This is a genomic window from Phenylobacterium sp. (assembly GCF_016793225.1).
Lineage (GTDB): Bacteria > Pseudomonadota > Alphaproteobacteria > Caulobacterales > Caulobacteraceae > Phenylobacterium.
On sequence record NZ_JAEUMN010000077.1, the window covers coordinates 1 to 26,765 of the forward strand.

20 protein-coding genes and 1 pseudogene are annotated in these 26,765 nt (G+C 70.9%); 13 read left to right on the forward strand and 8 right to left on the reverse strand.

The window, feature by feature from the left end; all coding sequences use genetic code 11:
- On the forward strand, window positions 1-252 hold a 252-nt coding region (locus JNK30_RS08575), incomplete at its 5' end, for a GNAT family N-acetyltransferase (protein WP_293481648.1).
- Window positions 253-370: 118 nt separating this feature from the next.
- Complete coding sequence (gene ilvC, locus JNK30_RS08580; protein ID WP_293481649.1) at window positions 371-1,390, forward strand: ketol-acid reductoisomerase; 1,020 nt, start codon at window positions 371-373, stop codon at window positions 1,388-1,390.
- A 494-nt stretch (window positions 1,391-1,884) separates the two neighbouring features.
- Here the strand turns inward: ilvC and JNK30_RS08585 are convergent, their stop codons facing one another.
- Window positions 1,885-4,344, reverse strand: coding sequence for a TonB-dependent receptor (locus JNK30_RS08585; RefSeq protein WP_293481650.1), 2,460 nt, complete (start codon window positions 4,342-4,344; stop codon window positions 1,885-1,887).
- Window positions 4,345-4,915: 571 nt separating this feature from the next.
- The gene (locus JNK30_RS08590) at window positions 4,916-6,535 is read right to left on the reverse strand and encodes an NAD(P)/FAD-dependent oxidoreductase (protein ID WP_293481651.1); all 1,620 of its coding nucleotides are present in this window, start codon (window positions 6,533-6,535) and stop codon (window positions 4,916-4,918) included.
- 326 nt (window positions 6,536-6,861) lie between these two features.
- On the opposite strand from JNK30_RS08590, the gene JNK30_RS08595 reads away from it, so the two are divergent.
- Entirely contained in the window at window positions 6,862-7,230 is a 369-nt protein-coding gene (locus tag JNK30_RS08595) for an endonuclease domain-containing protein (RefSeq protein WP_293481652.1), read from the forward strand.
- A gap of 147 nt (window positions 7,231-7,377) precedes the next feature.
- On the opposite strand, the gene JNK30_RS08600 is transcribed toward JNK30_RS08595, so the two are convergent.
- Window positions 7,378-8,436, reverse strand: coding sequence for a phosphotransferase family protein (locus tag JNK30_RS08600; protein WP_293481653.1), 1,059 nt, complete (start codon window positions 8,434-8,436; stop codon window positions 7,378-7,380).
- 70 nt (window positions 8,437-8,506) lie between these two features.
- Between JNK30_RS08600 and JNK30_RS08605 the strand changes: the two genes are divergently transcribed.
- Both JNK30_RS08605 and JNK30_RS08610 read left to right on the forward strand, forming a co-directional pair.
- Complete coding sequence (locus JNK30_RS08605) at window positions 8,507-9,664, forward strand: amidohydrolase family protein (RefSeq protein ID WP_293481654.1); 1,158 nt, start codon at window positions 8,507-8,509, stop codon at window positions 9,662-9,664.
- Between the two features lie 258 nt (window positions 9,665-9,922).
- Window positions 9,923-10,717: a phytanoyl-CoA dioxygenase family protein gene (locus tag JNK30_RS08610; protein WP_293481655.1), complete on the forward strand. Its 795-nt coding sequence runs from the start codon at window positions 9,923-9,925 to the stop codon at window positions 10,715-10,717.
- A 35-nt stretch (window positions 10,718-10,752) separates the two neighbouring features.
- On the opposite strand, the gene JNK30_RS08615 is transcribed toward JNK30_RS08610, so the two are convergent.
- Entirely contained in the window at window positions 10,753-11,592 is an 840-nt protein-coding gene (locus JNK30_RS08615) for a phytanoyl-CoA dioxygenase family protein (RefSeq protein WP_293481656.1), read from the reverse strand.
- A gap of 57 nt (window positions 11,593-11,649) precedes the next feature.
- Between JNK30_RS08615 and JNK30_RS08620 the strand changes: the two genes are divergently transcribed.
- Window positions 11,650-12,513 carry a TauD/TfdA family dioxygenase gene (locus tag JNK30_RS08620; RefSeq protein ID WP_293481657.1) on the forward strand — a complete coding sequence of 288 codons (864 nt, stop codon included), beginning with the start codon at window positions 11,650-11,652 and terminating at the stop codon, window positions 12,511-12,513.
- A 10-nt stretch (window positions 12,514-12,523) separates the two neighbouring features.
- Here the strand turns inward: JNK30_RS08620 and JNK30_RS08625 are convergent, their stop codons facing one another.
- From JNK30_RS08625 to JNK30_RS08635, 3 genes are all read right to left on the reverse strand, one after another.
- Window positions 12,524-13,075: a TlpA disulfide reductase family protein gene (locus JNK30_RS08625; RefSeq protein WP_293481658.1), complete on the reverse strand. Its 552-nt coding sequence runs from the start codon at window positions 13,073-13,075 to the stop codon at window positions 12,524-12,526.
- A 61-nt stretch (window positions 13,076-13,136) separates the two neighbouring features.
- On the reverse strand, window positions 13,137-14,348 hold the full coding sequence (locus JNK30_RS08630) for a TIGR03862 family flavoprotein (RefSeq protein WP_293481659.1): 1,212 nt from the start codon (window positions 14,346-14,348) through the stop codon (window positions 13,137-13,139).
- Window positions 14,349-14,429: 81 nt separating this feature from the next.
- Window positions 14,430-15,746 carry a M20/M25/M40 family metallo-hydrolase gene (locus JNK30_RS08635; RefSeq protein WP_293481660.1) on the reverse strand — a complete coding sequence of 439 codons (1,317 nt, stop codon included), beginning with the start codon at window positions 15,744-15,746 and terminating at the stop codon, window positions 14,430-14,432.
- 184 nt (window positions 15,747-15,930) lie between these two features.
- Between JNK30_RS08635 and JNK30_RS08640 the strand changes: the two genes are divergently transcribed.
- The 5 genes from JNK30_RS08640 to JNK30_RS08660 all read left to right on the forward strand — a co-directional run bounded on the left by JNK30_RS08640 (window position 15,931) and on the right by JNK30_RS08660 (window position 24,149).
- Entirely contained in the window at window positions 15,931-17,787 is a 1,857-nt protein-coding gene (locus JNK30_RS08640; protein ID WP_293481661.1) for a DUF885 family protein, read from the forward strand.
- Window positions 17,787-19,589: a DUF885 family protein gene (locus tag JNK30_RS08645; protein ID WP_293481666.1), complete on the forward strand. Its 1,803-nt coding sequence runs from the start codon at window positions 17,787-17,789 to the stop codon at window positions 19,587-19,589. The genes JNK30_RS08640 and JNK30_RS08645 overlap by 1 nt, the downstream gene beginning before the upstream one ends.
- A 36-nt stretch (window positions 19,590-19,625) precedes the next feature.
- Window positions 19,626-21,455, forward strand: a complete 1,830-nt coding sequence (locus tag JNK30_RS08650; RefSeq protein WP_293481662.1) for a DUF885 family protein — start codon at window positions 19,626-19,628, stop codon at window positions 21,453-21,455.
- A gap of 113 nt (window positions 21,456-21,568) precedes the next feature.
- The gene (locus tag JNK30_RS08655) at window positions 21,569-22,333 is read left to right on the forward strand and encodes an alpha/beta fold hydrolase (protein ID WP_293481663.1); all 765 of its coding nucleotides are present in this window, start codon (window positions 21,569-21,571) and stop codon (window positions 22,331-22,333) included.
- 115 nt (window positions 22,334-22,448) lie between these two features.
- Window positions 22,449-24,149, forward strand: a complete 1,701-nt coding sequence (locus tag JNK30_RS08660; protein WP_293481664.1) for a hypothetical protein — start codon at window positions 22,449-22,451, stop codon at window positions 24,147-24,149.
- Here the strand turns inward: JNK30_RS08660 and JNK30_RS08665 are convergent.
- The gene (locus tag JNK30_RS08665; RefSeq protein ID WP_293481665.1) at window positions 24,146-25,168 is read right to left on the reverse strand and encodes an AraC family transcriptional regulator; all 1,023 of its coding nucleotides are present in this window, start codon (window positions 25,166-25,168) and stop codon (window positions 24,146-24,148) included. The two genes, JNK30_RS08660 and JNK30_RS08665, sit on opposite strands and share 4 nt — an antisense overlap.
- Window positions 25,169-25,327: 159 nt before the next feature.
- Here JNK30_RS08665 and JNK30_RS08670 point away from each other — a divergent pair.
- Together JNK30_RS08670 and JNK30_RS08675 are read left to right on the forward strand one after the other, a co-directional pair.
- Window positions 25,328-26,080, forward strand: a pseudogene (locus JNK30_RS08670) (sterol desaturase family protein); the annotation flags it as partial.
- Between the two features lie 75 nt (window positions 26,081-26,155).
- Window positions 26,156-26,527 carry a DUF2147 domain-containing protein gene (locus JNK30_RS08675; RefSeq protein WP_293481667.1) on the forward strand — a complete coding sequence of 124 codons (372 nt, stop codon included), beginning with the start codon at window positions 26,156-26,158 and terminating at the stop codon, window positions 26,525-26,527.
- Window positions 26,528-26,765 lie beyond the last annotated feature (238 nt).

Here is a 26,765-nt window from a genome sequence, read left to right on the forward strand (position 1 = left end):
GGCGTCGGCATGGCCGTTCACGACGCCTTCGCGGGCCGAGGCGTCGGGACGGCGCTCATGGCGGCCGTCGTCGACCTGGCCGACCGCTGGTGGAACGTCCGCCGGCTGGAGCTGAACGTCTATGCCGACAACGCCCGCGCCATCGCCCTCTACGAACGCTTCGGTTTCGCGCGCGAGGGGCTGCTGCGCGACTACGCCTGGCGCGACGGGGCCTATGTGGACTCCCTCGCCATGGCCCGCCTGCGCGCGTGAGCCGCCCGGAGCTCAGGGGCTATCTTGACCTGCCGGCAAAAAACCGCTTCACACCCCCGGCTTTTCCGCACCGCCGTTGCGCAGTTGCGGCAGCTTTCTTTGTCCTAGGAGAACAATCATGCGCGTCTACTACGACCGCGACGCCGACATTTCCCGCATCCTGGACAAGAAGATCGCCATCGTAGGCTATGGCAGCCAGGGGCGTGCGCATGCGCTCAACCTGCACGACTCCGGCGTGAAGAACGTGGCGGTCGCGCTGAAGCCCGGCTCGGCCACCGCCAAGAAGGTCGAGGCCGACGGCCTGAAGGTGATGAGCGTGGCCGATGCGGCCAAGTGGGCCGACCTGCTGATGGTGCTGGCGCCCGACGAGCTGCAGCGCGGCATCTACATCAACGAGATCGAGCCCAACATCCGCGACGGCGCGGCCCTGTTGTTCGCCCACGGCCTGAACGTCCATTTCGGCCTGATCGAGCCCAAGTCCACGGTCGACGTCTTCATGGTGGCGCCCAAGGGCCCCGGCCACACCGTGCGCGGCGAGTACCAGAAGGGCGGCGGCGTGCCCTGCCTGATCGCGGTTCACCAGAACGCGTCGGGCAACGCCATGGACCTGGGCCTGGCCTATGCGTCCGCCATCGGCGGCGGCCGCTCGGGCATCATCGAGACCAACTTCCGTGAGGAGTGCGAGACCGACCTGTTCGGCGAGCAGGCCGTGCTGTGCGGCGGCCTCGTGGAGCTGATCCGGGCCGGCTTCGAGACGCTGGTCGAGGCGGGCTACGCGCCCGAGATGGCCTACTTCGAGTGCCTGCACGAGGTGAAGCTGATCGTGGACCTGATCTACGAGGGCGGCATTGCGAACATGAACTACTCGATCTCGAACACGGCCGAGTACGGGGAGTACGTGACCGGTCCGCGCATCGTGACGCCCGAGACGAAGGCCGAGATGAAGAAGGTGCTGGAAGACATCCAGTCGGGCCGCTTCGTGCGCGACTTCATGGCCGAGAACGCCGTGGGCCAGCCCAGCTTCAAGGCCACCCGCCGCCGCAACGCCGAGCACCAGATCGAGGACGTCGGCCAGCGCCTGCGCGCCATGATGCCCTGGATCACCAAGAACAAGCTGGTCGACACCGCGCGGAACTAGGCGGGCACCCTCCGCGGCGTCGGCTATCGACGCCGCTGAACCTGCACCGTCATCCCGCGGCTCGTCCGCGGGACCCATGCTTGCGCCAGCTGTGAGCCAGGGGACATCGCAGGAGCGACGCCGCGCCTGATGGGGGGCCGTCGCTACCCGCCGGCCTGGGTCGTGCGGACACGCCGCGGAATGACGGCGCCAAGGGATCCGGGCCTCCCCGGCCCGGTCTTGGTGGCTGGAGGCGATGCGTCCGTCTCAGCGGCCAGCCGCGGCGACGAAGCCCGATCCACCGCCGAGACCGCGAGGTCGCCGGCGGCAGTCCTCCCCCGCAGGGGGGCGACCCACGGCGGCAGCGACCCCTCCACCCTGCCGACGCAGGGTTCCCCTCCCCTTGCAGGGGAGGACCTTGCAAATGCGCCAGCAGGGTGAGGACCGGAGCTTCCTCCCGGTGGGGCCAAAACCACCGAAGGGGGCGCCGGCGGTTCCCGCCGGCGCCGTCCGCGTCAGTACGTGAAGCGGAGCGCCACGCCGTAGGTGCGCGGCTGGCCCAGGAAGGCGTCGTACGAGCCCGACTGCAGCACGGCGTTGAAGCCCACCTGGTAGTAGACGTCGTCGAACAGGTTCTGGGCGAAGGCTTCCACCGCCCAGCGCTTGTCGGCCGAGGCCAGCCCCACCCGCGCGTTGACCAGGGTGAACCCGGGCTGGTTCTTCACCGGGTCCAGGTCCGAGCCGGTGTTGTAGCTGGACACGCTCTTGGCGTTCACCGCGACGCGGCCGATCAGCTCGTCGCTGAGGTTGCGCTCGTAGGTCATCCCCAGCGAGCCCGACCACAGCGGCGCCAGCGACAGGCGCGAGCCCGGCAGATTGCCGCCCAGCTGCGCCGGCGTGCTCCGCGGATAGTAGGTCTCGGCGTAGGTGACGCCGCCGTTCAGGGTCAGGCCTTCCATCGGCGTGAACCAGATGAAGTCCAGGTCGACGCCCTTGGAGATCACCTTCGGCACCGAGGCCACGGTGAAGACCAGGCCGTTGAACGCATTGAGCTGGAAGTCGTCGTAGCGCTGGTAGAAGCCGGTGACGTTCAGCAGGACCTTGCGGTTGAAGAGGGTGTTCTTCAGGCCGAGCTCGTAGGAGTCCACCGTCTCGGGCGCGAAGCTGGTGTCGAGCACCGGCTCGGTCGGCTGGCCGGGGACCGTCTGGTTCGTGGTCGCGATCCGGTCCAGGTTGAAGCCGCCCGCCTTGTAGCCGCGTGCGTATGACGCATACGCCATCACCTCGGGCGAGAAGCGATAGGCCAGCTTGGCGGTGCCGGTCAGCTTCTCTTCGTCTAGCGACTGGTCGTTGTTGCGGATCTGGCCGAAGCGGGGGCTGTTCGAGGCCGCGCAGAGCACCTGGTACGGGCCCGAGGCCAGGAGGCCGCCCGCCCGGATCAGGCTTCCGTTCGCCGGCAGGGGACCGCCGGCCGCCGCCGCGCGGGCCAGCGCCGTGGCGCAGCCGATCCCGCCGTCGGTGTTGCTCCAGAAGGTCTTGAGGTCCTTCTCCTCCCAGGTGTAGCGCAGCCCCACCGTCAGCTCGAGGCCCTCGGTGATCCGGAAGCTGTTGTTGGTGAAGAGCGAGAAGCCCTCTTCCGTCTGCCGGTAGAGGTCGTCCTGCCCCTGGCCCGCCACGAAGGTGGTTCCCAGCGGGCGGCCCGTGAACACCGGCGACAGCGTGCCGCCGAAGAGCGCGTTCACGTACTGCTCGTACTGGGTCCCGTAGGTCACGGTGCGCACGTGCAGGCCCAGCTTCTCGCGCGAGTAGAAGGCGCCGACCAGCCAGTCCAGCCTGTCGGTCGCGCCGGCCAGGCGGACCTCCTGGGTGAAGGTCTGGAACTTGCTCGAGCCGGGGTTGGAGCTCAGGCGCAGGGTGGGAGCGTAGAGGATGTCGGCGCCCGTCCAGTCCACGTCCGAGCCGCCCGTCTGGCTCCAGTGGCGCAGGGCGGTGATCGAGGTGAGCTTGGCCCCGCCCAGCCACGGAGTCCGCCAGTTGGCTTCGGCTGCCCAGCCTTGGTCCTTCACCGTCTTCAGGAAGCTGCGGTTGCTGTAGTCGCGGAACGAGTCCGGGTCGGGCGGGATGGCGATGCCGCCGGGCGCCAGGGCATTGATGATCGCCTGCGTGGCGCCGTTCTGGATCTGCACCGCGCCGCAGCAGCGCTCGTCACGCTTGGTGTAGTCCATCGACACGTTGAGGTCGAAGGTCTCGGTGGGCGCGAACAGGATCTGCGCCCGGCCGGTGTAGAAGCTCTGGTCGTTGTTGTCCTTCCCAGCAGTCTTGTAATAGCCGTCCCGCTCGCGGGCCGCGACGTAGACGCGGGCGGCCACGGTGTCGCCCACCAGCGGGCCGGTCAGCGAGATCGAGCCCCCGAAGCCGTCGTAGTTGGTGAACTGCGCTTCCGACGTGGCGCCCAGCTCGAACGACGGGCGGCGGGTGATGATGTTGATCACGCCGGCGGTGGTGTTCTTGCCGAACAGCGTCCCTTGCGGGCCCTTCAGCACCTCGATGCGTTCGGTCTCGCCCAGGTCGCTGAAGGCGACGCCGTTGCGCGGCCGGTAGACGCCGTCGATGACCACGCCGACCGAGGACTCCAGGCCAGGGTTGTCGCCCACCGTCCCGATGCCGCGGATGCGGGCCGTGGTGATGGCCGAGCTGCTGGTCGAGGTCACCGTCAGGCCCGGCGCGACGATGGTCAGGTCCTTGATGTCGCGGACGCCCGCGTCCTGCAGCTGCTGGGCGTTCACCGAGGTGACCACCACGGGCACGTCCTGCAGGCTCTGCTCGCGCATCTGGGCGGTGACGACGATCTCGTCGACCGTCGCGGTCGTGTCCTCGGCGGCGCCGGCGGTCTGCGCCAGCGCGCCTGTGGGCGCGGCGAGCAGGGCAAGGCCCGCCGCAAGCGGGCTCGCGGCGGCGAACAGGGTACGCTTCATACTTCAGCTCCTCCCAACGGGCTCAACGCGGTGCCGCTTACCCTGGAAAACGGCCGAGCCGCCCCGCCGGGCGCCCACCGACCGGTGATATGCGCAGGGTGCGTCCCCCCGGCCACAGCTTGACCCCCTCTCGCTTCGCGAGCTCCCCCAGGGGGAGCATCATTCCCAAGGTCCTCCCCCCTCGGGGGAGGTCCGGCGGCGCAACGCGCCGGCGGGGAGGGGGTAGCCGGCAGGTCGTCGCCGCAAGACCCCCTCTCGCTTCGCGAGCTCCCCCAGAGGGGGAGCATCGGTCCCAAGGTCCTCCCCCCTTGGGGGAGGTCTGGCGGCGCCCCGCGCCGGCGGGGAGGGGGTAGCCGGCAAGGCCTTCGCCCCAAGTCCCACGACCGACGCCGAACCGTCATCGACTCCGCGCAACCTAATGGCGCCGCTGGTCGTTGTGGGCGGATCAGGAGGGCGCCATGCAGACGTTGCGGACCTTGTGGAAGTTCATGGGCCTGGGCGTCCTGGTCGGCCTCGACCTCCTGCGCCCGACCCGTCCCGAGTACCGGCTGCCGGCCCGCTGGCAGGCGCGCTAGGCCGCCACGATCGAGCGCGCCACCGCCTCGGCGACCTTGATCCCGTCCACCCCGGCCGAGAGGATGCCGCCGGCGTAGCCCGCGCCTTCGCCGGCCGGGAACAGCCCGCGCACGTTCAGGCTCTGGAAGTCGGGCCCGCGCGTGATGCGGATGGGCGACGACGTGCGCGTCTCCACCCCGGTCAGCGCCGCCTCTTCGTCGTCGTAGCGCGGGATCTTCCGCCCGAACACCGGGAGCGCCTCGCGCATGGCCGCGATCACATAGTCCGGCATCAGGGGCGCCAGGTCGGTGGCCCGCACGCCCGGCCGGTAGCTCGGGACCACCTCGCCCAGCGCCGTGGACGCCCGCCCCGCCAGGAAGTCGCCCACCCGCTGGCCCGGGGCGAAATAGTCCCCGCCGCCGGCCACGAACGCCCGGCTCTCCAGCTCGCGCTGCAGCTCGATCCCCGCCAGCGGATGGTCGCTGGGATAGTCGGCCGGGCCGATGCCCACCACGAAGCCCGAGTTCGCGTTCCGCTCGTTGCGCGAGTACTGGCTCATGCCGTTGGTGACGACGCGGTCCGGCTCGGACGTCGCGGCCACCACGGTTCCGCCCGGGCACATGCAGAAGCTGTAGACCGTGCGCCCGTTGGCGCAGTGGTGCGACAGGGAATAGGCCGCCGCGCCCAGGTCGGGATGCCCCGCGCACGGGCCGAACAGCGCCTGGTCGATCCACGACTGGGGGTGCTCGATGCGGAAGCCGATCGAGAACGGCTTGGCCTCGATGTGGACGCCCCGGTCGTACAGCGCCTGAAAGGTGTCGCGCGACGAATGGCCCACGGCCAGCACCACCCGGTCGGCCTCCAGGAATTCGCCCGTGTGCAGGTGCAGGCCCCGCACGCGCCGCCCGCCGGCGCCGTCGGGACCGAGCTCGACGTCGGTGACGCGGGTCTGGAAGCGGTACTCGCCGCCCAGGGCCTCGATCTTGGCCCGCAGGCTCTCGACCATGGTCACCAGCCGGAAGGTGCCGATGTGCGGGTGCGCCTCGGTCAGGATCTCGGGCGGCGCCCCGGCGGCCACGAACTCGGTCAGCACCTTGCGGCCCAGGTGCCGCGGGTCCTTGATCTGGCTGTAGAGCTTGCCGTCCGAGAAGGTGCCGGCCCCGCCCTCGCCGAACTGCACGTTGGACTCCGGGTTCAGCTCGCTGCGCCGCCACAGGCCCCAGGTGTCCCTGGTCCGCTCGCGCACCACCTTGCCGCGGTCCAGGATGATCGGCCGGAACCCCATCTCCGCCAGGATCAGCCCCGCGAACAGGCCGCAGGGACCCGCGCCGACCACCACCGGGCGCAGCGGCAGTCGGGCCGGGGCCGCAGCCACCGGCCGGTAGCTCGTGTCCGGCGTCGGCCGCACGCGCGGATCGCCCGCCAGCCGGCGCGCCACGGCGGCCTCGTCCTTCACGGCCACGTCGACGATGTAGACCTTCAGGATCGCGCTCTTGCGCCGCGCGTCGTGCGCCCGCTTCCACACCGACCACGACACCAGGTCGCCCTCGGCCACCCCCAGCCGCGCACAGATCGCCGCCGGCAGGGCCTCCGGCGGATGGTCGAGCGGCAGTTTCAGTTCGGCGACGCGCAACATGCCGCGCCTATGTAGCCTCTCCCGCCACGCCGCGCATGCGCTGCCGGCGAGGACCAACGTCCTAGTCCTCCCCTGCAAGGGGAGGGGGACCATGCGAAGCATGGTGGAGGGGTCTTTGAGCGCCGAGCCCAGCCCCCCTCCACCGCCTTCGGCGGTCCCCCTCCCCCTGCGGGGGAGGACCAGGGTCGTTGCGATCCTCCCCTGCAAGGGGGAGGGGGACCATGCGCAGCATGGTGGAGGGGTCCCTGGCGCCGAATGCGGCTCCTGCCCCTTGCGGCGGCGAAGGGAACATTTGCAGAACAAACACTCACTGCTACGCTGGCCGCATGGAGTCTCCGCGGTCCACGGTGAACCGGGCTCGGGCGCTGAGGCGGCGGATGTCGCCGGCCGAGGTGCGGCTCTGGTGCGAGCTTCGGCGGCGGCGCCAGGGCCTGCGCTTTCGCCGCCAGCAGCCGGTCGGGCCGTTCGTGCTCGACTTCTACTGCCACGCCCTGCGTCTGGCCGTGGAGGTCGACGGGTCGCGGCATTGGCTGGGTGAAACGCCGTTGCGCGACATCGAGCGCGACGCCTGGCTCGAACAGCAGGGTATCCGGGTCCTGCGGCTGCCGGCGCGGCTGGTCCTCCAGGATCTGGATGGGGCGATCCGTACGATCACCGGCGCGGCCCAGTCGCGGTCGGCAGGACCAACGCCCTAGTCCTCCCCTGCAAGGGGAGGGGGACCATGCGCAGCATGGTGGAGGGGTCTTGAGCGCCGAGCTTAGCCCCCCTCCACCGCCTTCGGCGGTCCCCCTCCCCCTGCGGCGGAGGACCAGGGGCGGCGTGGTCCTGCCTAAGCGCCCCGCCTACCCGATCCAGCCCAGCGCGCGGCGGAACAGGCCCAGGGTCTGGTTGTGGAGGGCGTCGCCCGTGGCCTTCTCGGCCTTGCCGGCGGCGGCGCGCGCGTGCGTGCCCTCCAGGATGATGCCCAGCTTGTAGCAGGCCAGCACGCCGTACCAGCGCATGTGGGTCAGGTCGCGGTCGGTCTGGCCGGCGTAGCGGTCCACCAGTTCGTCGGCGGTGGGGAAGCCGTCCCAGGGCGTCACCGAGACCGCGCCCGTGGCGATGGCGTCCGGCTGCGGCCAGGTGGCGAGCAGCCAGCCCAGGTCGAGCAGCGGGTCGCCGATGGTGGTCAGCTCCCAGTCCACGATGGCCGCCAGCTCGGGTCCGTCGAACCGGAACAGCACGTTCGCCAGGTGGTAGTCCCCGTGGATGATCCCGGGCTTGAACGTCGGCGGCCGGTGCGCCTCCAGCCAGGCGCCGACGTCCTCCACGCCCTCGATCTCGCCCGGCCCGGCCCATCCCTCGTACTGCTGGTAGCTGGCGAGCTGCTTCTTCCAGCGCCCCACCTGCCGCTCCAGGAACCCCTCCGCCCGGCCGAAGTCGCCCAGGCCCTTGGCCAGGTGGTCCACCCGTCCCAGCGCCGCGATGCCGTCCACCAGCGAAAGCCCCATGCCGCGCCGCACCTGCGCCGACCCGGCGTGCAGCGGCGGCAGGCCCACCGTGGCGTTGAAGCCCTCGATCGGCTCCATCAGGTAGAAGGCCGCGCCCAGCACGTCCTCGCCCGCCTCGGCGGCGATCAGGCGCGGGTGGGGCACGTCGGTGTCGGCCAGCGCGCCCAGCACCCGGGCCTCGCGCCGCATCGTCTCGCTGCCGTTCATGTGCGCGGCCAGCGGCGGCCGGCGTAGCATGAACCAGCGCTCCCCCCGCCGGAACTTGAGCAGGATGTTCTGGGTGCCGCCGGGCGGCCGCGCCGCCTCCTCGATGGGCCCCGCTTCCAGGCCCCGGTCGTCCATCCAGGCCGCCAGCCGGTCCAGGTCGACCAGCGAGCGCCACGCGTCGAGCGACGGATTCTGTGCGGCCATGCCGGTCTCCCGATTGCCAAACCTTGATCGCGTTATAAGTTTGTCGAAACAACAGAACAGGGGAAGCGCCATGCCTGACGGCTTCATCCTCGAGATCGAGGAGCAGGTTGGCCAGCCGGTCGCTGCGGAACGCAAGCCGCAGGGCAGGACGCGCGACTGGCCGGCGGGCACGCGCATCGTCTCGGCCGACTCCCACATGCTGGAGGGCGACCTCTGGATCGACCGCTTCCCGGCCGAGCTGAAGGACCAGGCCCCGCGCATGGTCTTCAAGGACGGCGGCTGGGACCTCTCCATCGGCGGCAAGTCGATGACCCCGCAGCCGATCGCCCAGCACCTCTGCCAGGCGCTGGAGTGCTACCCTGGACTCACCGACGTGAACGCGCGCCTCCGCGACCTCGACGTCGAGGGCGTCGAGAAGGAGCTGATCTTCCCGCAGCGTCTGTTCGGCCTGATGATGTTCGGCGAGATCGAGAACAAGCCGCACGTCTTCGGCGCCTACAACGCCGTCATCGCCGAGATGTGCGCCAAGGCCCCGAAGCGCCTCTACTCGGTGATGGTGCCCAGCTACTGGGACCCGGAGGGCGCCGCCGAGAGCGTGGCCCGCTGCGTCGAGCTGGGCGCGCGCTGCCTGATGATCCCGCTGAAGCCCGGCAAGTTCGATGACGGCCGCACCATCCAGTACAACCACCCGCGGATGGACGGGCTCTGGGCCGCCGTCGAGGCCAGCGGCCTGCCGCTCGCCTTCCACATCGGCGAGGCGATCCCCACGGCCGAGCCGGGCGCCGTCGGCGTCTCGGTGCTCACCCAGATGCAGGGCTTCCGCCAGCAGTGGGCGGCGCTGACCTTCGGCGGCGTCTTCGACCGCTTCCCGGGCCTGAAGGTGGTCTTCGTCGAGGCCGGGCTCTCCTGGATCCCGGGCATGCTCCACGACGCGGACATGATCTACAATTCCTTCCCCACCTCGGTGAACCCGAAGCTGGCCCATCCGCCCAGCTGGTACTGGCGGGCGCACTGCTATGCGACCTTCATGACCGACCCGGTGGGCCTCTCGCTCATGGACCGCATCGGCGTCGAGACGGCGCTCTGGTCATCGGACTACCCGCACCAGGAAAGCACCTTCGGCTACACCCGCGGCGCCATCGAGGCCGTCTTCCGCGCCCTGCCGGTCGAGGACGCCCAGAAGGTCGTCGGCCTCACCGCCCTGAAGCTCTTCCGGATGGACGACTGATGCCGCCGCCGGGGCGACCCCAGTCCTCCCCTGCCAAGGGGAGGGGGACCATGCGCCAGCATGGTTGAGGGGTCGGTGGCGCCGAGTGCAGCCCCCCTCCACCGCCTCCGGCGGTCCCCCTCCCCCTGTGGGGGAGGACTGGGGACGGTGTGGTCCTCCCCTGCAAGGGGAGGGGGACCCTGCGCAGCAGGGTGGAGGGGTCTCGAGCGCCGCGCCCTCCGGGGAACGCGGCAGACCCGAACGCGATGACAGGCCCGCATGACCGACCTCAGTGAAACCTACGCCCGCGACGGCGTCGTCCACCTGCCGGGCGCGCTGGACGCCCCGGCGCTCGCGGCCGCCGAGGCCGCCTGGGCGTGGAGCGTGGCCAATCCCGGGCCGCTCGCTTCCAACATCCCCACGAAGGGCTCCACGGCCACCTTCTACCAGGACCTCTACAATCCGCGGGTCCTTAGCGGCTACCGCGAGATGCTGGAGGCGTCCCCGATCCCGCGCATCGTGGCCGACCTCTGGGGCGGCGGGCCCGTCTGGTTCATGTACGAGCAGGTCTTCCTCAAGGAGGGCGGCGAGGCGCGGCGGACCCCGTGGCACCAGGACTCATCCTACCTCGCCGTCGCCGGGGATCAGCTGGCCGTAGCCTGGATCACCTTCGACCGCGTCTCCGCGGCGGACTCGCTGGAGTTCGTGAAGGGCTCGCACCGCGGCCGGCTCTACAACGGCTCCCGCTTCGACGTGGACGACGACACCCTGCCCACGCACCCGAAGTCGTCCCTGCCGATCCTGCCCGACATCGAGGCCGACCGAGCCGCCTGGGACATCGTCGCCTGGCCGGTCGAGCCGGGCGACCTGATCGTCTTCCACCCCAAGATGCTGCACGGCGGCGCGCCCACGCACCCAGGCGGCCGCCGCCGCACGCTCACCCTGCGCTTCTTCGGCGAGGACGCCGTCTACGACCCCCGCGAAGGCGGCGCCGGCCCCCGCGTCGAGGGCTTCCACCAGCGCATGACCCCCGGCGCCCCCTTCCGCGACCCGGCCTTCCTCCAGCTGGCGTAGCTCCCGGCCATCCGGGGTTTCGCCGCGGGCCAGGATCAGCCCCGCGCCGGATCCTGCGCCACGACGGGGGGAATCCAGCCGGGCTCGAGCGCCTTTCGCGGGTGCACGGAGCTGACCATCCCCATGAAGGGCGGGTGGATGTCGTAGCCCAGCAGCGTCTGCAGGCGGGGCGACATGGCGCGCGCCCGCTCGGGCGGGATCCCCAGGAAGAAGTTCTCCTGTGTGCGCCCCCAGGGCTCGCAGTACTGGTTCGTGAAGCCCAGCCGGGGCCGGTCGGTCCGGTTCGCGCCGCCGCGGTGGAGACAGGTCCCGGCCATGACGAAGCAGGCGCCGGCGGGCATCTCCATCGGGACCAGCAGGGCCTCGAGCGCGTCCTGGGTGTTCGGCCGGTCGGGATCGCCGAAGTCGCCCCACAGATGGCTTCCCGGGATCACCTCGGTGCAGCCGTTGGCCTGGGTGAAGTCGTCGATGGCCCCGATCACCGTCATGCTGATGGCCGGTCGCGGGCGCGGCTGGCGATAGAAGCCGTCGTCGGTGTGCAGGTCCTGGGCCGTCTCGCCGGGGTTGATCTGGATCGACTGGCTGGCGGTGAGCAGGTAGCCGGGCTGAAGGAAGCGGTCGAGGATCGCCAGGATCCGCGGGTCGGCCGTCAGGTCCTCGAACACGCGCCCGCGCGCCACCAGGGTGTAGACGCGCTCGGTGCGATAGCCCTCGAAGCTGTTGCGCCCGTGATGCGCGCCGATGAAGGGGGCCAGGCTCTCGCGCGCCTCTCGGAGCGTGTCGGCGTCCATGAAGTCGCGGATCACCGTGAAGCCGCGCTCGCGGATCGCGGCGACGTGGCCGTCGACGTCGAAGGGCGCCGCGGGTTTGTCCATCTGGCCTCGTCTCCCTATTGTGGCGAAGTCTAGCACGCTCCGTCCGGAGGACCGCCGATGACCGACCTGAAGATCCGCCGCGTCGCGGGCGCCCTGGGCGCCGAGATCGAGGGCGTCGACCTCGCCAGGCCGCAAAGCGACGAGACCATCGCCGCCATCCGCCGCGCCCTGGTGGAACACCAGGTCATCTTCTTCCGCGACCAGGACCTGACGCCCGAGCAGCAGGTGGCGTTCGGCCGCCGCTTCGGGCCGCTCAACATCCATCCCTACGTCGCCGGCATGGCCGAGCACCCCGAGGTGATGGAGATCATCAAGGAGCCCTCGGACAAGACCAACTTCGGCGGCGGCTGGCACTCGGACATGAGCTTCCTGGAAACGCCCGCCATCGGCTCGATCCTCTACGCGGTCGAGTTGCCGGACTGGGGCGGCGACACCCTCTTCGCGAGCCAGGCCGCCGCCTTCGAGGCCCTGTCGCCGGGCCTGCAGAAGACCCTCGAGGGCCTGAACGCCGTCCACTCCGCCAGCCGCGAGTACTCGGCCGGCGGCCATTCGGCGCAGAAGCGCGGCTCGATGAAGGTGGCCGAGGCCGATGGCTACATCGGCGAATTCGTGCACCCGGTGGTGCTGACCCACCCCGAGACCGGCCGCAAGGCGCTCTATGTGAACCCGGCCTTCACGCTGCGGTTCGAGGGCTGGAAGGCGCGCGAGTCCAAGCCGCTGCTGGACTACCTCTTCGAGCACTGCCGCTACGAGGGCTTCACCTGCCGCTTCGCCTGGCGGCCGGGCTCGGTGGCCTTCTGGGACAACCGCTCGGTCTGGCACTTCGCCTTGAACGACTATCCGGGCCAGCGCCGCCACATGCGCCGCGTGACCGTCGACCCCTGGCCGGCGCAGGCGCGCGTGCCGGCGGCGGCGGAATAGGGTCTCCGGGTCACCCGGTCCTGGCGCCGGCCACCCGCCGCACCGCCTCATCGATGGCCCGCAGCGTCCGCTCGCCGAAGAAGCGGCCGAAGGCGGCCACGGCCTTTCCCTCGGCGTCGAAGACGTAGGTCTTGGGCAGGCTCACGACGGCCTGCTGGGTGAAGGCGGCGTAGACCGCCCGCGCGTCCAGCCCCTGCGTGTAGTTCATCTCGGCCTTGCGGCGGAACGCGTCCAGGCGGATCGGGTCCGGGCGGGCGTCCAGGTTGAGCCCGACCATCGCCAGGGCCGCTTCCGGATAGAGCAGGCGAAGGCGCGCCAGTCGGCGGCCTTCCAGCGCGCATGGGGCGCACCAGGTGGCCCAGAAACTGACGACGGCGGGCCGTGGCGGACCCAGCAGGCGGCCGAGGTTCGAGGGCTCGCCGTCCAGCCGCTTCACGGGCAGGTCGCGATACTGGCTGAGCGCGCCGGGCAGCGCCGGCTGGTCGGCCAGCCGCGATTCGGCGGCCCGGGCGGGCGTGGCCGCGGCGGTCAGGCCCGCGATGACATGGCGCCGATCCAGCATGATGGCGGTCCCCAGCAGCCGGCCATCGGTGGAGCCGCCCGCCTGAACGGCGGCTGAACGGTCAAGCTTGGCGGGACGTCCAGGCCAGCACGCCGCGGGCGGCCCACGCGGCCGTGGCGAACGTCGCCTGCAGCAGGTAGCCGCCGGTGGGCGCCTCCCAGTCGACCATCTCGCCGGCCACGAACACGCCGGGCCGCGCGCGCAGCATCAGCCGCTCGTCCACCGCCCCCAGCCGCACGCCGCCGGCCGACGAGATCGCCCGCGCCAGCCCCTGGGCGCCGGTCAGCCGGATCGGCGCGGCCTTGATCGCCCGCGCCAGCGCGCCGGGCTCCGCGGGGAGGTTCCTGCCGTGCGCCTCGCGCAGCAGGTTCGTCTCGACCGGCGTCAGCTTCAGCGCCTTCCTCAGATGGTTCGACAGGGACGCGGCGCCGCGTCCCTGGCTCAGCCGTGCGGTCAGGGCGCCCACCGACATGTCCGGCCGCAGGTCGAGGGTCACCGTGGCCGACCCTTCGGCCTCGATCGCGTCCCGCAGCGGCGCCGACAGCGCATAGATCGCGCCGCCCTCAAGCCCGTAGCGGGCCACCATCGCCTCGCCGCGCACCGTCCGGCCGGCGAAGCTCAGGGCGATCCCCTTCAGCGGCTGGCCCGCGAAGCCCTGCATCACCGGGCTCCAGGCCGTGTCGAACCCCATGTTCGCCGGTCGGAAGGGCGCCACGTCCCCGACCCAGGCCGCCCACGCCCCGTCCGACCCCAGCTTCGGCCAGCTCGCCCCGCCCAGCGCCAGAACCGTGGCGTCCGGCCGCTCGGTGATCTCCCCGTCCGGAGTCGCGAACCGCAGCGCGCCGGCTGCGTCCCAGCCCAGCCAGGTCGTCCGCGTCCGCACCGTCACGCCCAGCGCAGCCAGCCGCGCAAGCCACGCCCGCAGCAGCGGCGACGCCTTCATCGCCTTCGGGAACACCCGGCCCGACGACCCGACGAACGTCGGCTGTCCCAGCCCCTCGGCCCAGGATCGCAGATCGGCCGGGGTGAACGCCTCCAGCATCGGGCGCGCCCAACCGGCGGCCGCGCCGTACCGGCCGGCGAAGGCCTCGAAGTCCTCGGCGTGCGTGAGATTCAGCCCGCCGCGCCCCGCCATCAGGAACTTGCGGCCGACGGACGGCATCTTCTCGTAGACGGTGACGGCGCAGCCGGACTGCGCCAGGCGCTCGGCCGCGAACAGCCCCGCCGGGCCGCCGCCGACGACGGCGACCGAGATCGTGAGAGGCGCGCCCATGAGCCGTCTTATCCGCGGCCCGCCCGACACGCCAATGGGAGCTGCCGCCGGCGTCCCGGCATTCGCCGGGGCCCTCGGCGCCTAGATCCCGGCGACGGCGAGGAGCGCCGCCAGCCCGACGCCCATCCCCTTCAGGCTGTGCGGCTTGGCCACGTCGATCCATTCGTCCAGCGCATGGGCGCGCCCGCCTTCGCCGCCGGAGCCGATGGTGACGGCCGGGATGCCGAGGCTGATGGGCATGTTCGAGTCCGTCGAGCTCGCGCCGAGCACAGGGGTGAACCCCGCCGCCTTCACCGCCGCGGCGGTGAGCTGCACGATCTCCGCGTCCGGCCGCGTCTCGCCCGTCGGACGGTCGCCGATGAGCTTGAGGTCGGCGGAGATCGCGCCGGCGCGGGTGGATCGCGCGGCGTTCTCCTGGTCGACCGCCGCCTTGACGATGCCCTTGAACAGACCGTCCAGCTTGGACAGTTCCTCGGCGCTCTCCGAGCGCATGTCGACCTCGAGCCAGATCGTGTCGGGGATCGAATTCACCGAAGTGCCGCCGCCCACCACGCTGGTCGCGTAGGTGGTCTTCGGATTCGCCGGCGTGCGGATCCTATTCATCTCGACCACCGTGGCGCCCATGGCGGCCATCGGGTTCACAAGGCCGAACGCGCCGTAGCTGTGGCCGCCGGGTCCCTTGAAGGTCACGCGATAGCGGCGCGAGCCGACCGCGCCGTAGGTGATCCGGTCGGCCGATGTGCCGTCCATCGAGAAGAAGGCGCCGATCCTGTCCTTGTACTTGCCCTTGGTGAAGAGGTGCCGGACCCCGCGCAGGTCGCCGGGGCCTTCCTCGCCCACGTTTCCGACGAACAGGATGTCGCGCTTGGTCTTGATCTTCGCGGCGTCCATGGCGCGGATGTAGCCCAGCAGAACGGCGAGCGAGTGGGTGTCGTCGCCGACCCCCGGGGCGAACAGCTTCGTGCCCTCGCGCCGCACCTTCACGTTCGTGCCTTCGGGGAAGACCGTGTCCAGGTGGGCCGCGATCACCACCAGCGGCGCGCCCGCAGGACCGCCTCCGCGCCGCAGGCCCATGACGTTGCCTTCGGCATCCATTTCCACGTCGCTCAGGCCCGCCGCCTTCAGCATGGCCATGTAGGCTCGCGCGCGGGTCTCCTCCTTGAAGGGCGGCGCCGGGATCTCGGTGAGCTGGATGGTCTCTGCGACGATCCGGTCATGGTCGGCGTCCAGCGCCGCTACGGCCGCCTGGTAGCCGCGGCTCTCCCGGATCTTGCCCACGGTCTTCTCGGCCGGGGTCGGGCGCGCCTTCGCCGGCTGGGCGTTGGCGACCGATCCTGCGGCGAGCGTGAGAGACAGGACGGCGGCGAGAGCATGCCGCGGGTGGAGGAACGAAGCCATTTGGTCCTTGCGATCCGGGAGTTAGGCGAGGGCATTCCGACCTGCCCGCGACCGCAGACGTCGGCAAGCCCTTTCGCATTACGGGCATTTAATGCTTCGATCCTGACGGCTTGGCTTGCCGCGACGTTCGGCGCGGTCCTAAGCCTGCCGCCATCCAGGCGGGCAACATTCGGGGAGGGGCACCTTGATCCACAGCCGCAGGCAGCTGCTGACCCTGGCGGGCGCGCTGACGCTCGCCGGGTGCGCGACGACGGAGTCGGACCTCCCGCCGATTCCCCCGCCCCCGCCGAAGGCGCCGCCCCCGCCGCGTCCTCCGACGGCCGAGCAGCACCTCAACAAGCTGATGGCGGACTTCTTCAACGAGGCGCTGGCCGAAAGCCCTGAGCTCGCCACCTCGCTGGGCCTCGACAAGGGCAAGCTCGCCGGCGCGGCCGCCAGGCTCAGCGACGCTTCGCTCGAAGCCAAGGAGCGGCGCCGGAAGCTCAACGCCGACCAGTTGCGGCGGCTCAAGGCCGTCAATCGCGGCCGCCTGACGGGCATGGCCGCGATCAACTACGACTCGGTGCTCTTCGAACTGCAGGCCAACGCCGAGGCCGAGCGCTTCCCCTATGGCGCCGCGGGCGCGGGCGCGCCCTACGTGCTCTCCCAGATCACGGGCTCCTGGCAGAACGTTCCCGACTTCCTCGCCACCCAGCACCGCATCGAGACGAAGGAGGACTGCGAGGCCTACCTCGCGCGCCTCGAGGCGTTCGCCCGGGTGATGGATCAGGAGATCGAGCGGGTCCGCCATGACGTCGGGCTGGGCGTCGTGCCGCCCGACTTCGCGGTCCGCGGCGCCATCGGCGGGATGAAGGTGCTGCGGGCGCCGCCGGACAAGTCCACGCTGGTCACGGCGCTGGCCGAGCGCGCGGCGGCCAAGGGCGTATCCGGCGCCTGGGGCGCCCAGGCCACGACCATCTACACCGACAAGGTTCTCCCGGCGCTCGACCGGCAGATCGCGCTGATGGAGGAGCTTCGGCGCAAGGCCGTCCGCGACGCCGGCGTGTGGCGGCTGCCCGACGGGGAGGCCTACTACGCCCAGTCGCTGGCCAACCAGACGACGACGAAGCTGACGCCGGCCGAGGTCCACCAGATGGGGCTGGACGTGACCCGCGAGCTGCACGCCCGCGCCGAGGTGCTGTTCCGGCAGGTGGGCTTCACGCGCGGCAACATCGGCCAGCGCTACCAGGCGCTCTACCGGTCGAGGAAGGGCGTCTACCCCAACACCGACGCGGGCAAGGCCCGGATCATCGCCGACCTCAACAAGGAGGTGGAACGCATCCGCGCGCGCCTGCCGGAACAGTTCGGCACGCTGCCAAAGGCCGGCGTGGAGATCCGCCGCATCCCGGCGGCGACAGAGCAGGGGGCGTCCACCCACTACGAAGGACCCAGCCTCGACGGGTCGCGGCCCGGCATCTACTGGCTGAACCTGCGCGACACGGCCGAGAGCCCGTACTGGTTCCTGCCGACCACGACCTTCCACGAGGCGCTGCCCGGCCACCACATGCAGATCACCCTGCAGCGTGAGGCCGACCTGCCGATGCTGCGCCGCGTGCAGGGCTTCGGCGCCTACGCGGAGGGCTGGGCGCTCTATTCCGAGCAGGTCGTGCAGGAAATGGGCTTCTACAAGGGCGAGCCGCTCAACGAGCTGGGCTACATCCACGATGCGCTGCTGCGGTCCGCCCGGCTGGTCACCGACACCGGCATCCACAGCCTGAAATGGAGCCGTGAGAAGGCGATCGCCGAGATGCGCAACATCGAGGGCGACCCCGAGCCGCTGGCCGCCCAGGAGATCGAGCGCTACGCGGTCTGGCCGGGCCAGGCCTGCAGCTACATGGTGGGCAAGGTCACGATCCTCCGCCTGCGCGAGAAGGCGCGGACCGCGCTCGGCGAGCGCTACGACCCGCGCAAGTTCCATGACGCGATCCTGCTGTCGGGCTCCATGCCGCTGACGGCGCTCGAGACGGTGATCGACAACTACATCGCTGCGACCAAGGCGTGATGCGCCGACGCGAGTTCCTGCTCGCGGCGGCGGCGGCGTCCCTGGCCCCGGCCGCCGGCGCTGCAACGGCCGAGGACGGCAAGGCGCGCGCCGTCTTCGACCGCATCTTCGAGGACATCCTCGACCACGCGCCCGAGGCCGTCACGGCTCTCGGCCTCGACAAGGGCGAGCGGGCCGCCGCCAAGTCGAAGCTCAACGGGGCCTCGGTCCAGGACCTCGACGCCGACAAGGACCGGACCGCGGCCCGCCTCAGGCTGCTGCGGACGGTCGACCGCGAGCGGCTGAGCCCGGCCGAGCGGACCAGCTACGACGCGCTTCTCTTCACCCTGTCGGGGGACGAGGCGGCCGGCCGCCGGTACGCCTACGGCTACGAAGGCGCAGGGCAGCCCTACGTCCTCTCGCAGCTCACGGGCGCCTACCAGGAGATCCCGGACTTCCTGGGCACGCAGCATTCGATCGAGACCAAGGCCGACGCCGACGCCTATCTCGAGCGCCTCATCGCCTTCGCCGAGGTGATGGACCAGGAGACCCAGCGGGTCCACCGCGACCGAAACCTGGGCGTCATCCCGCCCGACTTCATCTGCGAGCGCACGATCGCCCAGATGACCGCCTTGCGCGCCGCCGCGCCCGCGGCCTCGCCGCTGGTCACCCAGCTGGCCACGCGCGTGCGGGAAAAGGGCCTCGCCGGAAACTACGCCGCCGCCGCCGAACGTGCGGTGTCGGCCTACATCTACCCGGCCCTCGACAGGCAGATCGCCGCGATGACCGAGCTCAAGGACCTGGCCACGCCGGACGCCGGGGTCTGGAAGCTGATCGGAGGCGAGGCCTACTACCGCGACGCCCTGCGAAACTTCACCACGACCACCCTGTCGCCGAAGGAAATCCACCGGATGGGCCTGGAACAGGCCCGTGAACTGGGCGCCCGCGCCGAGGCGATCCTGGCGAAACAGGGGATGACCAAGGGCACGGTCGGCGAGCGCATCGCGGCCCTTTTCGCGGACGCCCGGCACCACTACCCCGACACCGACGAGGCCAAGGAACAGCTCATTGCCGACCTGAACCGCATCGTCGCCGACATCCGGCCGCGTCTTCCGTCCATGTTCGGCGCGGTCCCCAAGGCCAACGTCGAGATCCGGCGGGTGCCGAAGTTCATCGAGGCGGGGGCGCCGGGCGGCTACTACAATCGGCCTTCGCTGGATGGGAGCCGACCCGGCATCTACTGGATCAACCTGCGGAATTCGGCCGAGAATCCGCGCTGGACCCTGAAGACGCTGACCTACCACGAAGCGATCCCCGGGCATCACCTGCAGCGCTCGCTGCAGATGGAGGCGGACCTGCCCATGATCCGCAAGATCGCCGGCTTCCCCGCCTTTGCCGAGGGCTGGGCGCTCTATGCCGAGCAGGTCGCGCTGGAGATGGGCCTCTACGAGGGCGACCCCCTGGGCGAACTGGGCCAGATCCAGGCCTCGCTGTTCCGCGCGGCGCGACTGGTGGTCGACACGGGTCTGCACGCCATGCGCTGGAGCCGCGAGAAGGCCATCGCCACCATGACGTCCATCGACGGCAGCCCGGCCTCGTCCGCCGCCACCGAGATCGAGCGCTACTGCGTCCGTCCCGGCCAGGCCTGCGCCTACATGGTGGGCAAGCTCACCTGGCTGCGGCTGCGTGGCCGGGCGCAGGCCGCTCTCGGCGCGCGCTTCGACATCCGCCGTTTCCACGACGCCGCGCTGCTTGGCGGCGCCATGCCGCTCACGGTGCTCGAGACCGTGATCGACCGCTGGGTCGCGTCCCAGCGCGCCTGACAGCGGCAAGCCACGAGCCTTTGGAGAAGAGTCCCCATGCGTAACCCCATCGACCGCCGCGCCTTCCTCGCCACGTCCGCCGGCGCCGCCCTGGCGACGGCGATCCCCGCGATCGCGCAGGAGGGCGGCGAGGACGCGCGCCTCAGGGCCCAGCTGGACCGGATGTTCAACGAGGGGGTCGACGACAGCCCCGTGCGCGCCACCCAGCTCGGCCTGGACACCGGAGCGCGGGCGCACCTGAAGGCGAAGCTCGACGACAACTCCGCGGCCGGCAAGGCCCGCCGCCTGGAGCGCACGCGGCGCTGGGTCTCGGAGCTCAAGGGCATCGACCGCGCGAAGCTCTCGCCGGCCTCCCGGGTCGACTACGACGTCGTGCTCTACAGCAACGAGAACGCGCTGCGGAACGGCGAGCGCTACGCCTTCGGCGACGTCGGCGGCAACTTCAGCCCCTACGTGATCAGCCAGCGCGGCGGGGCCTACGCCAACCTGCCCGATTTCCTCGACAGCCAGCACCGCGTCGTCACCGCCGCGGACGCCGAGGCCTACCTGTCGCGCCTGTCGGCCTTCGCCGTCGCGATGGACAACGACGTGGCCCGCCAGAGGGCGGACGTGGCCCGCGGCGTCGTGCCGCCCGACTTCGTCTGCGACCTGTCCCTGGGCCAGATGCGGGCGCTTCGGAACCAGCCGGCGGACAAGGTGATCCTGACCGCCTCCCTGGCCCGCAAGGCCCAGGCGGCCAAGCTTCCGGGCGACTGGGCGGCGCGGGCGCAGAAGATTGTCGAGACCGAGGTCTACCCCGCGCTCGACCGCCAGATCGCCGCGATGCAGGCGGTCCGCGGCAGGGCGAAGCCCGACACCGGCGTCTGGGCGCTGCCCGGCGGGGACGCCTACTACGCCGACGCGGTGAAGGCCTCCACCACGACCAACTACACGCCCCAGGAGGTCCATCAGCTGGGCCTCGACCAGGTGGCCGACATCTCGGGGCGTCTGGACGGCATCCTGAAGGCCCAGGGGCTCACCCGCGGCACGGTCGCCCAGCGCCTCGCGGCCCTCAACGTCGATCCGAAGCAGGCCTATCCCGACACGGACGAGGCGCGGGTGCGGATGATCGCGGACCTGAACAAGGACGTCGCCGACCTCTACGCCATCCTGCCCAAGGCCTTCCGCACGCTCCCGAAGGCCAAGGTTGAGGTGCGCCGCGTGCCTGTGTTCATCCAGGACGGCGCCGCCAACGGCTACTACCAGTCCGCGGCCCTCGACGGTTCGCGGCCGGCCGCCTTCTACGTGAACCTCAAGGAGACGGCCGACTGGCCGCGCTACAACCTCAAGACCCTGGCGGTGCACGAGACGGTGCCCGGCCACCATCTGCAGGTCGCGCTGGCCCAGGAGAGCGGCCGCATCCCGCTGCTGCGCCGGACGGGCTTCGGATTCTCGGCCTTCTCCGAGGGCTGGGCGCTCTACGCCGAGCAGCTGGCCGACGAACTGGGCGCCTACGAGGGCGACCCCCTGGGCCAGGCGGGCTATCTGCAGAGCCTGCTGTTCCGGGCCGCGCGCCTCGTGACGGACACCGGCATTCACTACAAGCGGTGGAGCCGCGCGCGGGCTACGGCGTACATGGTGGACACCATCGGCAACACCGAAAGCCGCGCCCAGCGCGAGGTCGAGCGCTACTTCTCCTCGCCCGGCCAGGCCAACAGCTACAAGGTCGGCCATACCGTCTGGGCGAGGCTGCGCGAGGATGCGAAGCGCAGGCTGGGTGCGAAGTTCGACCTCAAGGCCTACCACGACCACGTCCTCCTCTCGGGCTCGATGCCGCTCACGGTGCTCGAGCGCCACGTGGGCGACTGGGTCGCCGCGCAGGCCTAGGCTCTGTCCGGCGCGGATCGCCCGGCCTGTCCGGGCGATCCCGAACGCCGCCCCTCGACACCGCCGGCCAAAGCGCCTTCGATGGCCGTCAACGACAACGACGGGAGGATCGTATGGCGACCCTGAAACGCGACGACGGCGTCAGCCTCTACTACGAGGTCCACGGGTCGGGGCCCACGATCCTGCTCACCCACGGCTATTCGGCCACCTCGCAGATGTGGCGCGGCCAGGTCGCCGAGCTCAGTCGCGACCACCAACTCGTCATCTGGGACATGCGGGGGCACGGCCAGTCCGACAGCCCCGACGATCCGGCCCTCTACTCCGAGCCGGCCACGGTCGCCGACATGGCGGCCCTGCTGGACGCCGTAGGCGCCGAGACCGCGATCGTCGGCGGGCTCTCGCTGGGCGGCTACATGTCGCTCGCCTTCCACCGCGTGCACCCCGGGCGGGTCCGCGCGCTGCTGATCATCGACACGGGCCCGGGCTACAAGAACGACGAGGCCCGCGCCGGCTGGAACGCCACCTCCCTGAAGACCGCCGATCGCTACGAGCGCGACGGTCTCGCGGTGCTGGAGGGCGGCTCGGCCGAGCGGCGCACGGCCCAGCATCGCAGCGCCAAGGGCCTGGCGCTCGCCGCGCGCGGGATGCTCACCCAGCGCGACGCGGCCGTGATCACCTCGCTGCCCGACATCAAGGTTCCGGCCATCGTGGTCGTCGGATCGGAAGACGCGCCGTTCCTCGCCGCCTCCGACTACATGGCGTCCCGGATCCCCGGTGCGAAGAAGGCGGTGATCGAGGGCGCGGGCCATGCGGCCAACATCGACCGGCCGGAAGCGTTCAACGCCGCCATCCGCGGCTTCATCGACGGGCTGCCCTGAGGGCGGGGCGTCCGCGATGCACGCATCCATGTGGACCGATTGGGAGTAGAGTCGGCTGCGGCGCAGCTTGGCGTCAGGCGTCCTGCGCTCCCAACGTAGCCCCGAGGTGTCCCCCATGGTTTCCAAGACCGTCCTCCTGGCCGCCGCCGCAGCCCTGCTGACCGCGACGGCCGCCGCGGCCCAGCCGCACGACATGTCGAAGATGGGGCCGATGAACATGGGCCTGCCGCCCATGCCGTCGATCTACGGCGGCCAGGCCGACAAGCCGGGCGCTCCGGTCTTCGAAGGCCTGGGCGTCTTCCACATGCCGATCACCGCGAACGCGGAGGCGCAGAAGTTCTTCGACCAGGGCGTCAACCTGGTCTTCGGCTTCAACCATGCCGAGGCGATCCGATCGTTCCGCGAGGCGGCCCGGCTCGATCCGAACTGCGCCATGTGCTGGTGGGGCGTGGCCTTCTCGCTGGGGTCCAACATCAACCTGCCGATGCAGGATGACGCGGTGATCCCGGCCTGGCTGGCGCTGCAGAACGCCCAGGCCCTCGCGCCGAAGGCCACGCCGCGCGAGCAGGCCTGGATCGCCGCGCTCTCGAAGCGGTACGCCCAGAGCAAGACCGCCGACCGCGCCGCGCTGAACGAGGCCTTCGCCCAGGCCATGGGCGAGCTCGCCGCGGCCTATCCCGACGACCTCGACGCCCAGACCCTCTGGGCCGAGGCGATGATGGACACCCAGCCGTGGGACTACTGGCAGGCCGACGGCAAGACGCCCAAGGGGCACGGCGCGGCCATCGTGGCGACCCTGGAGAAGGTGCTCGCCAAGGCCCCCAACCACCCCGGCGCACTGCACCTCTACATCCACGCCGTCGAGGCCTCGACCACGCCCGAGCGCGCCGAGCCCGCGGCCGACCGGCTGCTGAAGCTGATGCCGGGGGCCGGGCACATCGTCCACATGCCCAGCCACATCTACTACCGCGTCGGCCGCTACGCCGACGCCGCCGCGGCCAACGAGGTGGCCGCCCAGGCCGACGAGCGCTACATCGCCGCCTGCCGCGCGCAGGGCTTCTATCCGGCCGCCTACTACGGCCACAACATCCACTTCCTCTGGACCTCGGCCGAGATGGAGGGCCGCTACCAGGCCGCCATCGACGCCTCGCGCCGCCTGGTGAAGGCGGTCGATGCGCCGAACCTCTCCAAGCAGATGTCCATCGCCGAGCTCTACAACTTCACCCCGGTGGTCACGCTGCTTCGCTTCGGCCGCTACCGGGACATCCTCGCCGAGCCGGCGCCCGACAAGGCGCTCCAGCTCGACACCGCCATGTGGCTTTACGCCCGCGCCTTCGCCCAGGCGAACACCGGCGACCTGGCCGGCGCCCGCGCCTCGCGCGCGCGCATCGCCGCGCTGCAAAGCATCGATTTCGCAAAGTACGAGGCCTTCAATGTGCCGGCCCGCCAGATGATCCCCGTGGCGCTGGCCAGCGTCGACGGCGAGATCGCGCGGAAGTCCGGCGACCTGGCCGCCGCCGTCGCGCACTTCCGCAAGGCCCAGGCGATGGAGCGCGCGCTGCCCTATACCGAGCCCGCCTACTGGCACCGCCCTGTGGCTCACCTCCTGGGCGCGGCCCTGCTGGAGGCCGGCAAGCCCGCCGAAGCCGAGTCGGTCTACCAGGACAGCCTCCACCACTACCGCCGCGACGGCTGGGCCCTGGCCGGCCTGGTGAAAGCCCTGGAAGCCCAGGGCAAGGACGCCACGAAGGCCAAGACCGACCTCGCCGAGGCGTGGAAGCGCGCGGACACCAGGATCGAGACGTCGCGCCTCTAGACCAGCGCCTGCGCGCGCCAGTCGGACGGCGTGAGGCCTGTCGCGGCCTTGAACGCTCGGTTGAATGGCCCGAGGGAGGCGAAGCCGACCTCGTAGGCGACGCCCGAGACCGGACTGAACGCGCGGTCCGGATCGGCGAGCGCGGCCTTCGCCGCGTTGATGCGGCGCTCGTTCAGATAGGCGCTGAAGTTTCGGTAGCCGAGCTCGGTGTTGATGAGGCGGCGAAGCCGATGCTCGGGCGCGCCGACTTGCTTGGCGAGGTCGAACATCGTCAGGCCCTCGGTGCGCCAGACGTTCTCTTCGTCCATGGCCTGGGTCAGGCGTGCGAGCAGAGCGCGGTCCCCGGCGCTTCGACGCGTCGGCGATGGGCGCGGCGCAGACTGGAGGAGGTTGCTGTCGGCGTTGAGGAAGACCGCCATTCCGGACAGGCTCAACATCAGAAGCGCCGCCGCGCCGACGGGCGCGAGTTCAGGCAGCGGTCGCCAGAGCATCTGGGTCGCCTCGAACACCACGACCACCAGGCCGTAGGCGGCGGCGCCGACCAGCACGGGACCACGGACCCTTCGGCGGCTCTCCACCAGATCGTCTCGCCAGCTGCGCGCGACGACGTACAGCGCATGTCCGATCAGCGCGCAGGCGACGATGGAGTAGATCACCCATAGCCCCTGGGCGAGCGGCGGTCGGGCCATCAGGCCCGCGAACGCCAGCAGCAGGGTTGCGGCGGCGGGCGCAAACCGGCGCCACGTTCGCGCCTCGTCCGAGAACAGGTCGGTTGCGAAGGCCCAGAGGAAGCCCGCGCAGGTGATCGAGAGCACCCAGAACACCGGGAAGGCCGCGCCGCTCGCGAGCCGGACGGTCGGCGACTGGGTCAGCACGTGCCCGGCTGCGGACAGGCAGAACAGGATCCCGCTCAGGCGCAGGCGCGCAGCGTCGGCTCGCCCGAAGCAGAGCGCGAGGCCCAGGAGGGCGCCCACGGCCACGCCGCGCACCAACAGCTCCATCGACGCCAGCTCGCCCATGCCCCCCTTTATGCGCGCCCAGGCGAGTCCAACGACGCCCCTAGCTCGCCGATTCTGCGAAAGCTTCGCCGGAAATGAAATCACTGGCCGATTTTCGTCCACGGCGGGCGGCGACCGGGCGGCAGGGACAGGGATGGGCCTTCAACGGAGGTCTACCCAATGTCCCATGTCGAAGAACTTGCCCGAGGATGGCTTTTCCTGCTGGGCGGCGACCTTAGCCGCTATGCGATTTTCGCGGTCGCGACCTGGTTCCTGCTGTGGATCGTGCTCGCGCGACCGCTGGCCGGACGAAGGCTGAGGGCGGACCGGCCGCCGGCGCGGCAGCTGATCGTCGAATTCCTCGTCTCCATCCGGTCGGTGGCCATCTTCTCGACGGTCGGCCTCTCGCTGGCCGTGCTGGACCGGGCGGGCCTCGTCTGGGGACCGGCCGTCGCCGAGCGGCTGGGGCCGGTGTGGTTCTGGGCGTCGCTCGCCCTGATGATCGTGGCCCATGACGCCTGGTTCTACTGGGCGCACCGGCTGATGCACCGGCCGGGCCTGTTCCGAACCTTCCACCGCCGGCATCACCGATCCAACAATCCGTCGCCGTTCACGGCCTACAGCTTCGACCTGGCCGAGGCGGCGGTGCAGAGCGCCTTCGTCCCACTCTGGATGCTGGCCACGCCGACGCCCTGGCCGGTGATCGGACTGTTCGTCCTGCACCAGATCGTCCGCAACACCATCGGCCATTGCGGCTACGAGCTGTTTCCGGCCCGCCACGACGGGCGGCCCCTGATCCCGTTCCTGACCACCGTCACCCACCACGACCTGCACCACGCCCAGGCGGGCTGGAACTACGGCCTGTACTTCACCTGGTGGGACCGCTGGATGGGCACCGAGCACCCTGAGTATCTGGCGCGGTTCGCACAAGTGTCGCGTCGCGCGCCGTCTCTGAGGAGGGTCGCAAAGCCTGGCGCGATCGCGATCCTGGCGCTTTGCCTGATCCCGATGATCGCCGCGCCGTCGACGTCCCTGGCCCAGGTGCCCCTTGCCGTGTCGGGCGACTGGGTAACGCCGGGGCTGGGCGGGCTCGTCAGGCTCGCGCCCTGCACGGGCGACACATCGAAGCTGTGTGGGCGGCTGATCTGGGTCCTGGACGAGCGCCGCGTCAGGCGGGGAACGGTCGGAACCGAGATCATACGGGGCCTCGCCTGGCGCGACGGCGCCTGGCGGGACGGGACCATGCTGAATCCCGCGGACGGCAGGGTCTACAAAGGTTCGATCCGGCTCGTCGCCGGGGCGGCGCGGGTGTCGGGGTGCGCCGGCCCGCTGTGCCAGGAGCAGGTCTGGCGACCGCTGGCCTCAATCCCTCGGCCCTGATGCCCGGGGGCCGCCCGCTAACGCCGCTGGCTGAAGAGCGACGCCCGGGCCTTTGCCGGCCTGGCCGGCGCCTGCCGACCATGCGGCTATGTCGAGTAGGCGACATGTAAGCCATTCTGAAACAAAGACTTTCTGGACTTGGACCAGCTTGACGCGTCTCGGCCCCACGACCAATGATCGTCCGTGGGGGATCGGCGATGATCACGGGCGGAGACGACGAGCCGGGACGCCATCGCCC